General features: G+C 53.9%; 9 protein-coding genes. All 9 read left to right on the forward strand.

From position 1 onward, the window contains the following. Positions 1-128 precede the first annotated feature (128 nt). From vgrG to tssG, 9 genes are read left to right on the forward strand one after another with little or no spacing between them, the layout of a single operon-like run. A complete protein-coding gene (gene vgrG / locus EDF78_RS12950) occupies positions 129-2,630 on the forward strand; it encodes a type VI secretion system Vgr family protein (protein ID WP_133823219.1) in 2,502 nt (833 codons plus the stop codon). A gap of 18 nt (positions 2,631-2,648) precedes the next feature. After that, positions 2,649-3,518, forward strand: coding sequence for a hypothetical protein (locus EDF78_RS12955; RefSeq protein ID WP_133823220.1), 870 nt, complete (start codon positions 2,649-2,651; stop codon positions 3,516-3,518). Positions 3,519-3,521: 3 nt separating this feature from the next. Next, on the forward strand, positions 3,522-4,388 hold the full coding sequence (locus tag EDF78_RS12960) for a hypothetical protein (protein WP_133823221.1): 867 nt from the start codon (positions 3,522-3,524) through the stop codon (positions 4,386-4,388). 3 nt (positions 4,389-4,391) lie between these two features. Beyond that, positions 4,392-6,419, forward strand: coding sequence for a hypothetical protein (locus tag EDF78_RS12965; RefSeq protein WP_133823222.1), 2,028 nt, complete (start codon positions 4,392-4,394; stop codon positions 6,417-6,419). After that, entirely contained in the window at positions 6,416-6,673 is a 258-nt protein-coding gene (locus tag EDF78_RS12970; RefSeq protein ID WP_095924531.1) for a PAAR domain-containing protein, read from the forward strand. The genes EDF78_RS12965 and EDF78_RS12970 overlap by 4 nt, the downstream gene beginning before the upstream one ends. Next, a complete protein-coding gene (locus EDF78_RS12975) occupies positions 6,673-8,112 on the forward strand; it encodes a hypothetical protein (protein WP_133823223.1) in 1,440 nt (479 codons plus the stop codon). The genes EDF78_RS12970 and EDF78_RS12975 overlap by 1 nt, the downstream gene beginning before the upstream one ends. A gap of 2 nt (positions 8,113-8,114) precedes the next feature. Beyond that, complete coding sequence (locus EDF78_RS12980; protein ID WP_133823224.1) at positions 8,115-11,213, forward strand: ImcF-related family protein; 3,099 nt, start codon at positions 8,115-8,117, stop codon at positions 11,211-11,213. A 13-nt stretch (positions 11,214-11,226) separates the two neighbouring features. Next, positions 11,227-13,002 carry a type VI secretion system baseplate subunit TssF gene (gene tssF / locus EDF78_RS12985; protein WP_133823225.1) on the forward strand — a complete coding sequence of 592 codons (1,776 nt, stop codon included), beginning with the start codon at positions 11,227-11,229 and terminating at the stop codon, positions 13,000-13,002. Next, complete coding sequence (gene tssG, locus EDF78_RS12990) at positions 12,966-14,045, forward strand: type VI secretion system baseplate subunit TssG (protein WP_133823294.1); 1,080 nt, start codon at positions 12,966-12,968, stop codon at positions 14,043-14,045. Before tssF ends, tssG begins: the two co-directional genes overlap by 37 nt. Positions 14,046-14,048 lie beyond the last annotated feature (3 nt).

A 14,048-nucleotide genomic window follows, 5' to 3' on the forward strand; every position in this document is an offset into this window, starting at 1 on the left:
TATTCATGCCATTTTCATTTGTGGTGGTATTCGTGCAAAAGAAGTAAATGCACAGATACATTCGCACCATTAATTATTTACTCATGAAATATTTATTTACGCCGGTTAGCGTTAAAAGGACTTAAACGATGAGCATTCAGGAATACATCCTTGCAGGCAGTAAATTACCGATCCACAACCACTATCAGTTGCGTTTTAAAAGACTGGAATCCCAACTGCCCGGCGTTGATATTTCGGTGCTCAGGTTCAGTGGCGCTGAGGCCATCAGCGATATCCTGCGCTACGAGATAACCTTCACCAGTACGGTGAAAGACATTCCCGCTCAGCACATCATCAACTATTCCGCTCTGTTCCTGATGTACCCCGACGGCAAGCCGTGGGAACCCGTTAAGCCGCGCATTATTCCCGGTGTGATCACCCGGTTCCGTCAGTGCGGTACCTCCGACGATGAAACCCGCTACGTCGCCATGCTGGAACACCGCGTCACAAGATTAAATCAGGGCAGCAATAACGCGATTTACCAGAATGACAGCGTCATCAGCATGACCGAGAACACCTTCCTGCGTTACAACATGGACCGGCTGGATTTTCGGTTTGCGCTCAATGATCAGTATCCGCTGAAAAAATTCATGATGCAGTTCGGCGAAAGCGAGTACGCGCACATTGCGCGACGTCTTGCCGACAGCGGTATCTCGTATTTCTTTGAATATGATGAAGAAAACAACTGCGACGTCATGGTACTGGCCGACCATTCTTACGCCTGGCCGGAACCGGTCGCCATCCCGTTCCGTAACCCGGCGGGCATGTTCGACGGCGGCCTGGAATCAGTCTGGGAGATGTCAGTCAGCCGCAAGGCCATTCCGAAATCTGTCACGGTTAACGACGATTACTACCCCGCTGCGCAAAGCGATATGACCGGCACGACGATGACTAATCCGGATTATCCGGCGCTGGTCGCCGAAGATTACCGCTGGGGTGAGTACTATCCTGAGCCGGGCAAGGAATTCAGCAGCGAGCCCGGACAGGGCATGTGGTACGCCAGACGCCGTCAGGAACGTTACCTCAGTGAGCAAATCACCTTTGAGGGCAAATCTAACTGCATGACGCTGCGTCCGGGGATGGTCATCACCACGCCCGGTAAGGACTGGCCGGAAGCGCCGGACGGCCTGCTGATTGTCTCCACCGATTCTAAAAACGTCGCCCGCGACACGGCGTATTTCGTCACCTTCACCGCGGTTCCGCGTAATACCCAGCATCCGTATCGCCCTGCCTTGCTGCCGTGGCCGACCGTCACCGGCACGCTGCCTGCCCGTATCTCCAGCGCGCATCCTGACGAACCTTACGCCCACATCAACGCCGACGGTTTGTACCGCGCCCGGTTTGGCTTCGACCGCACCGGATGGCAGAAAGGCTTTGAGAGCTGCTGGCTGCGTCTGGCGAAACCCTATTCCGGTGATACCTACGGCTTCCATATGCCGCTGCTGGACTCCACCGGCGTGGCAATTGCGTTCGAGAACGGTGACGTTGACCGGCCTTATATTGCCTGTGCGCTGCATGATTCAACGCATCCGGACCATGTCGCGTTACCGAACTACAAGCGGAACGTCATCCGCACTCCGGCTAATAACAAACTTCGATTAGACGATACGCGTGGCAAAGAACACATCAAGCTTTCCACACCGGCCAGCGGCAAAAGTCAGCTGAACCTCGGTGCACTGGTCGACGATAAGCGTAAAGACCGGGGACATGGCGCAGAACTGCGTACCGATGACTGGGTGTCTGTTCGTGGCGGTAAAGGCGTGTTTATTTCTGCCGATGTTCAGGCCTCCGCCGGAGGTCAGCAGCTGGATATGCAACAGGCCAAAGCCCTGCTTTCCAGTGCGATGGTGGAAATGCAAAGCCTGTCGGCCAGCGCTCAACAGGCGCAGGCCTTAGCTGCAGACATCGACCGGCAACAAACGCTGTTGCAGCAGAAACTCGACAAGCTTCAGCAGGCCGTTTTACTGCTCAGCGCGCCAAAAGGCGTCGGGATTGTCAGCGGTGACAGCATGCAGCTGTACGCGGAAGACAGCCTGACCCTAACCGCCGGTAAGCAGGTAGATATCGGCGCGACGAAGAAATTCACCGTCGCCGCCGGTGATCAAATCAGCCTCTACAGCCGCCAGGGCACCAAAATGTTTGCCGCCAAAGGCGACATTGACGTTCAGGCGCAGGGCGGGAAATTCACCACCTGGTCAACGGACGATACGCATATTGCCAGTGGGAAAAAAATGACGGTGACAGCACAGGACGAGCTGGTTCTGATCTGCGGCGGAGCCTACATCAAACTGAAAGGCGGTAACGTTGAAATTGGCGGACCTGGGAAAGTTCTGGTTAAAAATGGCGGCATCGTCAAGCAAGGCTCGGCCAGCATGCAGAGTGCGATGAAATCGTTCGAGCCAGAACAGTTCAATGAAGGATTTGTTGTTACTCATCCGCTCAACGGCAAACCACTGGCTTCCCAGAAATATAAAATCACGCTGGATGATGGACAGATCATTGAAGGGCTGACTGATGAAAAAGGCATGACCTCTCTCACTAAATCACAAGCCGCTCAGGATATGGTCATTTCGTTACTGGATGGCGAATAAGGACTTCAAGGACCGAATATGAAAAAGCTGACTTTACTCGCAGGTGCATTAGTATTTTCACTGACCAGCCTGAATAGCTATGCGGTGACACCGCCTCCGATGCAAACATCAACGCAGACAGAAAAGCTGGCAGTACAACCCATCCATAACCCATCACTGGTGATTTATCGTATCGATAAAAATCGGTATCTCACGCTGGAAGATTATTCGAACTGCGATGATGGGTCGATTTATTATCACAATGATAACAAGAAGATAAAAACTAAACTCTGGTTCCTCTCTAAGGGGACAATGAACTATAAGGGCAAGTTTATCTGGGCAGCGAAAAACGACGACATGCTGGCGATTCCGTTAGTGAGTGGAGATAACGATGCCTGTGGGGACTCACTCAGAGGTTGTGCTTACAGTATTTTGTCAGCCAGTATCGATGGGGGGAAAAAATTTAGTGATATTAAATTTGGTGCAATTAACAGCTCAAGCTCTAAAAATTACACAATCGTTGTGACTGATGATGCAATTTACTTCAAAAGTAACCTTTATCCATCTACTGATAAGTATGCAATCAATAGCAATGGCGAGTTTTATAACGTAAGGCAAGCCTGGATCCAAGATGAATTTTACAAAGGAATGTTGAAGTTAGGTGTACCTGAAGATGTATTAGTAAAGAAGAATCCTTTAGGTTACTCCGACCTCAGGTTAACTAATAAATATCATTACTCTGAAGCACAAAACGCGGCATTGATTGTGAAAGCTGCTGCTCTATTCGATAAATATAATGATTCCCCAATTACAGAGAAACTACCTGACTTAAAGCAGGACAGTTCAGCTAGCAACAGATTTAGCTGCAAGACCACTCTTCAACCTTCTCAGCCAAAAAATCAAGGATGACCTATGAAAAAGCTAACTTTACTCGCAGGTGCATTAGTATTTTCACTGACCAGCCTGAATAGCTATGCGGTGACACCGCCTCCGATGCAAACATCAACGCAGACAGAAAAGCTGGCAGTACAACCCATCCATAACCCACCACAGGTGATTTATCGTATCGATAAAAATAGGTATCTCACGCTGGAGGATTATTCGAACTGCGATGATGGGTCGATTTATTATCGCAATGACAGCAGGAAGATAAAAACTAAACTCTGGTTCCTCTCTAAGGGAACGATGAACTATAAGGGCAAGTTTATCTGGGCAGCGAAAAACGACGACATGCTGGCGATTCCATTGGTGAGCGGTGATAACGCACCTTGTGGTGACCCATTAAGAGGCTGTGCTTACAGCATACTATCAGCCAGTAATGATGGTGGAAAAACATTTAATGATATAAAATTTAGAGCAACTGATAGCTTAGCTTCTAAAGATTACACAATCGTTATTTCTGATAATGCCATATATATTAAAAGCATCAACTATAATGCTGATAAATATGTACGCAATAACGAAGGTGCTTTTATACAACCAAGAGAATTATCAATTAACAACATTTTCTACAAAAAACTTTTGGCAATGGGAATACCTGATGATGCTTTAGATAAAAAAAATCTTTTGGATGTAAATGGGAGTTTATTATCAACTAAATATTCATATACTAATGAACAGCTTTCTGACTTGGGTAATAAGGTTAGTGCTTTATATTATGATATAAGAGATAATACTCCCCAAGATACAATCCCTAAATTGATGCCATTCCCTCAAAGCGCAACTCAATTTACCTGCAACACCGCATTGCTCCCTACTCAGCCTAAAAATCAAGGATGACCCATGTCTGAAGCCTATCAACACGATCAGCCTACTCGTTTACTGAACAGCGAGACGACTCCTAATGGTATTCAACAAGCCAGAAGTACCATGAGCCCCCAAAATGTTTGTGTTCGAGGGGAGGTAAGAAAAGGTGCCCAACTTCCAGGCTTGGTTATCTTTGTTCATGGCGTAAATTCTGAAGGCGAATGGTACCTCAAAGCAGAAGAGCATCTCTGCAAGGGTCTTAATCAGCGTCTTGGACTGGAGGGCTCTCCATTTAGTTTAAAACCTAATGCATATAATGAAGATAATACGTTTCCAGTAAAATTAACTCAGAAAGGCAGATCTCCTGTCATCCGTTTCTACTGGGGATATAGAGCACAACCCGGCACAGAAAAAGATTTTGTCATCCCACTGAGAACTGCAAAAGGCGACAGTTATACCGACCTCAGTGATCAACAAATTAAGAACGGTAATAACCGGTTTTTCTGGGGTGGAGGTCCTTTCCAGAACGGCTGCACATCACTTTATTCGCTGTGGAGCAAATATGGCTTCAGTAAATGGGTCAATAAAATCCCTATCCCCTTCAGTACGCAGTTTATCAATGAAGAAACTGACCGTCTATTAGCGAATGCTCCGCCGCGTGAATACTATTCGCATGCTGCGGAACGACTGGCAAATTTAGTGAAGAAAATTCGCGAACTCAGCCCGACGGATACCGTCACCGTTATATCTCATAGCCAGGGCACGATGATTGCTACTGCCGCAGCGGCAATGGAGGGCGCCTCGCCCGATGCGCTCTTTGTGATGAATTCTCCGCTCTGTCTGGAAAGCAAAGGGATGGACTATCTCTCATATCCCTTAGAGGAATGTATTTCTGAAGCCGCGAGGCGCGTCACCTTTGCTGATATTGTCGGCAAAGTGGCTGAAAATAAGGACCGGCTTAAGAACGCCAACCCGAAGAAACTCGTCTGTGGTCTTGATGGTGCGTGCGAGAACTGGCAACCGGATGGGAAAACCTCCAATCCGGATGTCCCTGAGCGGGACAATCACGGACGCACGTATATTTATTGCAGCCCACATGACAGGGTAATGGGGTCGTCACCCTTATTGAGTATTGGCTGGCAAGGGCTTCCCAATACGAAAGCCAGCAACTATACCCAGCCGCACCCTGTCTTTGCGATGGTGCCGAAAAACTCACTTTTTGTGCGCATGCTCGCCCGTAATATGGCTTGTGGCGAAGCACCTAATCCGCAAACACCGTTCGGTACGTTGCCAGATATGAGCAGGGACTGGAAGCCGAATGGCGGTAAGACATTCTGGGACAGCAATGATTCTGTGTTTAGTCGCCAGGCATGGCCTAATCCGGACCCAAACCAAAAGCTGTTCATCAATGCCGAGCAGGTCCCTCTGCCAATAACAGCGGAGCAGTTGGCTGATTTCGATAAAGACCGTAAACATATTAAAGATTTGCCCGCCGATAAAGCAGCACATTCACTTTATTTGGCTGATAAAAATTATGACAGTTATGGTTATAGCTGGAGCACCAATGCCCCGGAAACAGGGAAGCCCAACGACAATACCTACAAATATTATATCAAGCTGTATGGCTTCAATGAGCGCAAAACCTTCCCTGTGCCACCAGGCTCAGGCTCTCCTTACGATAAACGGAATGTTGACAGGGAAAGCGTTGAACAGATGCGCTCGCGCATAAGCCAGTATATTTCCCGGCCTGCCGACCACAGTGATTTACCCCAGAACCCGTTGTTCCTTCAGCAGGTAATGGCCTACGACTTGCCTATTGGATTCTGTAACATCGGACAAAACGAAACACAGATGCAGATGCTGCGCGATATGGCTGACTGGACACATATTGGATCCGATGATTACTACCAGACAGGCACCTTCACGCCACCTCCGCTTCCACCGGCTATTCGTGAAGACGTTGACGCCGATGCCCAGCAACGTTATGACGCGGCGGTGAAAAAGGCCGAGGCTGACAATATCGCGTTAGTCCGGACACAGAAACCGCAGGGAGAACTCGCATGAAAAATGTCGTGGTTCTCGGGGATAAAACTTCCCACGGCGGCGCTGTGATTTCTGCTTCATCAACGTTTGAAATCGAAGGTAAAAATGCTGCACTGTTAAATGACAGCGTGAGCTGCCCTGAACACGGCCCGAACCGTATTATCGAATGTGAGCCGGGTTATGAAGAACAGGGAAAAGGCATTGTAGTGCAGGGTTGTAAAACCGAATGTGGATCGGTGGTGTATGCCAGCTTACCTGATGCAGGATTCGCATAGTGGGCTGGTCAGTTCCTCAGGCTGAACCTCAGCAAAAGCCACCTGCGTGGTCACCGTGGGTGTGCGTGTTTATCTTCCTGACGGCTTTTGCACTGGCTTTAGTCTGGGTAGTGCTCGATACGCCATCAACCGGGTTGTATCCGTTGTCTTCAGGGCATTATCTGCCGCTGACCGGCTTCACATTGGTTGGGATCCTGTCGTGCCTGTCGCTTTATCTCCTGATATGGGAGGGGGGAGCGCTGATGTATTACAGCTGGACGCACTGGCAGGCAAATACAAACGCTGCGTGGCAAAACTGGACACATCAGCATCTGCATATTGTTGATAGCGTGAACTTCACCACCCGTCTGGATTTATACCCACAGGTCGCGGGCCTCTCCCGTCCAGAAGGTGATAACGAGGAGCCTGCCGTGTTGCTGTTTCCTGAGGACGATGCGCCGCCGGGTATTTATCGCTTTGAAATCATCTGCCGCCATATCCTGGCGTCGTTTGAAGACGCCATTAAAGCGCTGAATCTGCCAAAACAGGTAACGTTCAGACTCTTTGTGCAGACGCAGACGGAGGTGACCGAAACACACGTTCTCTACCTCGAAGAGCTCTGGCAAACGCTTTATCCCAGATACTCGTTACAGGTAAACCCTGTTCGCCCGCAGGCGTCTCTGGAAACTGTGGGAACCTGCTTAGACGCACACACGCCCTGTCTCGTTATTGCGATGCAGTATTACGACGGCGTGGAGGAAAAGCCTCTCAGCGAAATAGCGACTGGCCTGCTGCTCTCCCCCGCCGATTTGCTTAGACCAGATACCCTGCAAAATGCCCCGCAGCTCTTCAGAGCCATGCCGCTAAATCTGAAAAAACTGCCGGAAGATTTGCTGGAACTGCGAGACATGACGCAGCAGCCGGCAGAGTCTCTTCGCCTGCTGTGGTTCTCCGGGCTGACCGACACCCTGCGTCAGAAGCTCAATGCCGTTGTCCATGACGTGAAATTACCGCTGCGCAACGAAGCCCCTATGGGCGGGCAGCTGGATTTCGACAAAGGCTGCGGGATGTATGGGTCACTTTCAGGCTGGCTGATGATCGGCGCCGCCGCTGATATGATTAAGCGCGGTCAGGGCAGCCAGTGGGTATTGGCCACCGCAGAAGAGTCAGCCTGGGCAGTCGTTGTCGGGAGTCAAGCGCCGGTTCAGGCTGACTATCACAGCCAGTTACCCCGCGATGTCTACCCTGCCGGATGCCTGGTCGCTTCACTACTGTTCAATCTGGTGTTGTTCTGGTCCCTCGGCAATGCCTTCCCGGACTGGCTGTTTTCTTTCTGGGGCGCGATCACGCTGATCCTGACACTGGTTGTCACAATGACTGGCAGCGCCGTGGGCCTGCGGATCGTGTTAAATCGCCTGCTTGAGCCGCACTTTATCCGTTCTGCGCAGCAAGGAAGCTGATTGTGAAGAAATTCATTAAGCCACTGGGAATACTGTTCCTGCTGCTGGCCGTTGCAGTCGCGATTATCAGTGTGCTCCGGCAATACGGCGTGTTTTCTTCGTCCTCAAAGCACTCCGGCATTTTAATGACCGTTCTGGTCATCACGCTGATTGTCGCGCTTATTGCCCTGTCATTTACCCTCGTCACCACATCGGCCAGCTGGCGGGCACCGGTGCGCCCTAAAGTCGCATCGGAGGGTACAGAATCAGAGCGGCCCGTTCAGGCGTCCATTGATATTGGGCGGTTAAAATCTGCCCTCAGGTATCGCTACGGCCTGCGCTGGAAACGCAAACTCCCCTGGCTGCTGGTGATGGGCGAAGCGACGGATATTGAAGCGGTCGCGCCGGGGCTGACTCAGTCTGGCTGGATGACGGTCGGCAATACCCTGCTGTTATGGGGTGGCTCACTGACGGCGGGCGGTAACCTGGCAGACCTTCAGGCGTTACGCCGTCTGCGTCCTCACGCCCCTGCTGATGCGCTGATCTGGGTCAGCCATGAGGCGCAATACACTCAGGCGGAACAGGCTGACGCGGTACTTCGCGGGTATGAAATCGTCCGCCACCGGCTGCGCTGGGAACTGCAGGTGTATCGGCTGGACCGGCGCGAACTGGCCTGGCCGCAGCCTGAACGGCCGGTGCAGCTGGTCGGGGTGTTCGAGAACAAAAGGCTGACACCGGAGTCTTTATCGTCCTCTGTCGATTCCCTGCTTCCCGAACTTCGCGCACAGGGCATGGCACAAATCAGCGGAAACCTGAGCCATGCGTTTTTGCTGCAACTTGCCAGTGATTTAAAAGCCCGCCTGACCGGCTGGACAGATGCCTTTAAACCCCTGCTAAACAGCTACCGCCCGTTGCCTCTGTACGGCGTGGCGTTTTCACCGGCGCTGACGTTACGCGCCTACAGCCCGCATGAACGTGCGGATTCTCCGGTCTGGCGGGAATTGTCTGCAGGCATTCACCGCCGCGCCGGTCGTCCGGTTGGGGTAACGGCGCGGGCGGTGGTGAAGTGGAGCGCCGCGGCCGCGATGCTGGTATTGGCCATCGGCACGATAGTGTCAGGCATCAGTAATTACCGGCTGGTGACCGGCAGTGCGGAGCAGGTACAACAGGCGAAAACTTCGCCCTCGCCTGCGGTCTTGTCTTCGCTGCAACAGAGGGTGCAAACCTTGCTGGCTCAGCAGGAACAGGGCACGCCGCTGTATCGCCGGTTCGGTCTGGACGTGACGGACTCGTTGCTTCCCGCGCTCTGGCCTGAATACTCGACGCTGGCCCACCGGCTTATCGTTCAACCGGCACAGCGGCAGCTTATTGCGGCGCTGGTATCTCCCACGCCTTCCTACGATGCCCTGAAAACCTACCTGATGCTGGTCCAGCCCGACAAAACCACCGGCGCAGAGGCGCAGCTTTATTTAACGCAGCAGCTGACGCCGTTGCTGAAAAACGTCGCGCCGCAGGATATCGCTTTTATGGCCAAGCAGTTTGCACGGCATCCTGACTGGAAAATCCGGCCAGACATCGCGGCGGTCACGCAGGCTCGGGCGGCCTTGCTGAACGCCATGAGCGGCGCGGACGCAGAGCAAAAACTTTATGGTTCCCTGATTTACCGCACCTCCCGCAACTTCGCGGATTTGTCGCTGACGCAGTTGCTCGGCGGTCAGGAGACCGGCGGAATGTTCACCCTTGAGGCTGAAGTGCCGGGCAGCTTTACCCGTCATGCGTATGAAGGCGCAATCGCGCCGGAGATTGCCGCGCTGGTCACCCAGCGGCAGGAACAGGTCGGCTGGGTGCTGGCCGGGCCGGGACATCCGGTGGAAGCCTCACTCTCCCCCGCCGCACTGGGTGAACGCTTAACGGCGCGCTATTTTGCCGAGTACGGCACCGCGTGGCAGAAAACGCTTAACCAGCTGAAGGCGCAGACGGCGGCGAATCCGGTGGCGCAGCTAACACTGGCCTCTGACGTCAGCCGGTCGCCACAGATCGCGCTGATGAAACAGCTTGCCTGGCAGGGACTGGCGGGCAGCCCGAACGAACGACGCAATGCGCTGAATCCTGCTCTGCAGCCGGTGTTTGGCGGCATCGTCTCGATGGCGACCGGTGCCAGTAAAGGGAACGGTATTACGCTATCTGCCTGGCGGTCACAAACGGCGGCACTGCGCGACAAGATGCGTAACCTGTCAGCGGCTACCGGCGGCACCGCGGCACTCTCGCAGTCGGTATTTCGCGGCACGCAGATTGATAACGCGGTTTCTGAGTTGCCCGCCCGTCTGCGTGCCCAGCTGGGTAGCGGCTGGCAGCCGATGGCACAGGCGCTGTTTTTAGCGCCGCTCAGCCAGACATGGAAAGGCGTGATGACCACCGGCGTAAAAGGGATGGATGCACAGTGGCAGCAGGAGATTGTCGCGGTCTGGCACAAAGAATTCGATAACACCTTTCCGTTCACCGACAGTCCGAAAGACGCGTCGCTGGCGGCGCTGAATGATTTTATCAATCCGCAGACCGGCCTGATTGCCGGTTTCATCCGCGAGCATCTGAATGGCGTGCTGGAGTACAAAGACAACCGCTGGCAGAAGGCCGACAAGCTGCCGCCGGGACTGACGGTGAATGCCGCGTTTCTCAGCAAGCTGAACCAGCTCGACCGCCTGGGTCACGCGCTTAACGATACGGGCTGGGGATTTCGTTTCAAACTGCAGGCGGGCACGGCCAGAGACGTGGTGCAGACCGAACTGAGCATCGATGGCCAGAAGCTGGTGTACTTCAATCAGATGCCGTTCTGGCAGGACATTCAGTGGCCGGGCGACACCTATTATCCCGGCGCATCGCTGGTGTGGACCAGCGTCCGTGCCGGTGCGCGGCTCTGTTTTGACACGCCTGGCACCTGGGCATTTTACCGGCTGCTGAAGAAGGCCAACATTACGCCGGTGGACGACACGCATTATCAGGTGGTCTGGACCGCCGGTGATGGCCTGCCGCTCACTTACCGCCTGGCCTTTACCGCCGGTAACGATCCGGTCAGCCTGCTGAAACTTGATGGTTTCAGATTACCTAACACGATTTTCCGATAATGCAGGCACTGACATGGAAGACGATTTCTTAAAATATTTTGACGGCGAAATGCGCTACCTGAAGGAAGCCGGGCTGGAGTTTGCGAAAGAATTCCCGGAACTGGGGCGCGCGCTGGGATTAGATGGCAGTCCGGTACCGCGCGATGACTCCGTCGAACGGCTGTTTCAGGGTTTTTCGCTGATGATGGCCAAGCTGCGGCAGAAGATTGACGATGATATTCCCGAGCTGACCGAGCCGTTGCTCTCGCACCTGCTGCCGGTGATTAACCGCACGTTGCCTTCCACGGCGATTGTCGAACTGACCCCGGCGGCGCCGGAGCTGCACGTGCGCGAAGAGGTGTTACCTGCTGAGAGCGATCTGTTAACCCGGCCGTCGGATAACGCCCGTCAGCGTTGTATCTACCGCACGACCCGCGACCTGAAGGTGCATCCGTTTGCCCTCGATAGCGTCTCCTTATTCACCCTGCAGGAAGGCCAGCAGGCGCTGAAACTGCGCTTTACCCTGCCCGCCCTCACGGAAATCCGCCGCGCCGACTGGCAGAACATCAGCCTGTATCTCAACGGCGACCGCGTGCTGCAGTCTGCGCTGTATCTGGCCCTCAGCCGTCAGGTGAAGCGTGTGAACGTGCGGTTTTGGCAGGAATCGACCGAGCTGACGCCGGTGGACGTGCAGTTTGTGCCACGCTGGCAGGCAGAAAACGACGCCTCGCTGTGGCCGGAGAGCGACAGTCCGGCCCTGTGCGGTGAGGTGCGCCCGTGGCTTGAGTATTTCACCGCACCGACACGTTATTTCTTTATGCAGCTGCGCGGGCTGGAAACCCTGACCTTTCCGGCGGACACCACCTCCTTTGATATCGAGGTGACGCTCAGCGAACGCTGGCCGTACGATCTGGCCGTACCGCCGGATGCCATTCGCATGCATTGCGTGCCGGTGATCAACCTGTTCCGCCTGCTGGCCCAGCCGCTGTCCGTGACCGCCGCGGTCAGCGATTACCGCCTGCGACCGCACCGCCTCAGCGACGGACACACTGAAATCTATGCGGTTAATGACGTCGCGGAAGTGAACGAGGACAACACTGAGTTCAGCTACGTGCCCTACAGCCAGTTTCGTCAGAAAGGCGGCATGCTCCAGTATAAGAAAAACTGGCCCGACCGTTATTACCACACCCGCATGTACCGGGGGACGTCCGGGCTGAACGAGACCATTTTAATGCTCGGAGGCCGCACTCACGAAAAGCAGAACGGCCTGAAAATGCGCCTGAACATGACCTGTACCAACGGCGCCTGGCCGCGCATGGCGTTGCAGGAGAGCGTCTTTGACGGTGAAACTACCCTGGGCAACCTTGAGCTGAAATGTGCCACCCGCACGCGTCCCTCCATGCCGCATTACCCGCCGGCCGCTGAACTTTATCAGTGGCAGGTGCTGTCGCTGCTGCATCCGCAGGCCATCGCCGGTCTGATGGAGATCGACACGCTGCGTCACGCGCTCAGCCTGCTGGACTGGACGCATGACCCGGACAACGCACGCCGCATTGCGGGCATTACCGATGTGGGTTATACGCCCTCTCATTATCCTGCAGAAGGCTGGCACGGTGTGGCCATCCGCGTGACGCTGGATGAACATCAGTTCTGTGGTCTGGGTGACGCCCTGCTGTTTTGCGAGATTCTGGAGCAGTTCTACACCCAGTACGCCGATATCCGCCGGTTTATACAGCTGACGGTGACGCTCAGCCAGTCCGGGACACAATGGACATGGCCGGAACGCCGCCTGACACGGATTTTATTCTGATGAAGACGGAAGATAACAAAAAGCGTCTGAAGGAATTCTGGCGGGACAAGGACGGTAACGACCGGGCGCACGCGTTTAATTTCTACCGGTTCTGCCAGTTGCTGGAAAAACAGCTTTCGGATAACAAACCGATCGGCAGTACCTTCTCGCCGAAAAACGACGTGGTGCGTTTTCGTCCGCATCCGGGGATGGGATTCCCGGTCAGCGAACTTAAAGCCGTCGAAACTAGCGAAGAACACCCGGACGCGCCGCCGACGGTGCGTACAACCTTTATGGGACTGTACGGCGTGGACTCGCCGCTGCCGACCGGTTACATCGATGACATCACCCAGCGACGCGAAGGTCACGAGGCGCTGGAAGCCTTTTTAGATATCTTCAACCACCGGATGATGACGCAGTTTTACCGCATCTGGCGAAAGTACAATTATCCCGCGACCTTTGAAGATGGCGGTACCGACAAAACCTCGCGCAGCCTGATGGCTCTGACCGGTATCACCGACAGCGGTGACGTACCCGCCTCGCGTTTACTGGCGTTGCTGCAACCGCTGGTCAGAACTACCCGCACGGCGGAAGGCATTACCAGCGTGATCCGCTCGCAGGCACCCAACACACAGGTCACCGTAAAACCGCACAAGGTCACGCGGATGCCCGCAGGAAAACGGGCAAGATTCTCGTTTTCAGAACAACAAAGGTTGGGCGATCATCTGATTCTCGGCAGTCATACGGAGGACGCCAACTACTGCATCGGCGTGGAAATGTTTACTGAAGACGCGGCAGAGGCCAAAGGCTGGTTGCCCGGCGGTCAGTTGCGTGAAGATGTCTTTACCCTGCTGCGCGTCTATCTGGGGTGTGATTACGATGCCAGCCTGACGCTGACTATCCCCATTAAACTGGCCCCTCTGCCACGCCTGGGCGACCCTATGCTGATGGCAGGCTATAACGTAGTGATGGGATTGCGGGAAGATAATCTGGATGACATGCCGGAGCAGGTGACGATGAAGTTGGGCAGGATCCGGAATAAGAAAAATAACAAATTTAAATAACAA

The sequence above is a fragment of the Rahnella sp. BIGb0236 genome (assembly GCF_004364755.1).
In the GTDB taxonomy this organism is placed as follows: domain Bacteria; phylum Pseudomonadota; class Gammaproteobacteria; order Enterobacterales; family Enterobacteriaceae; genus Rahnella; species Rahnella victoriana.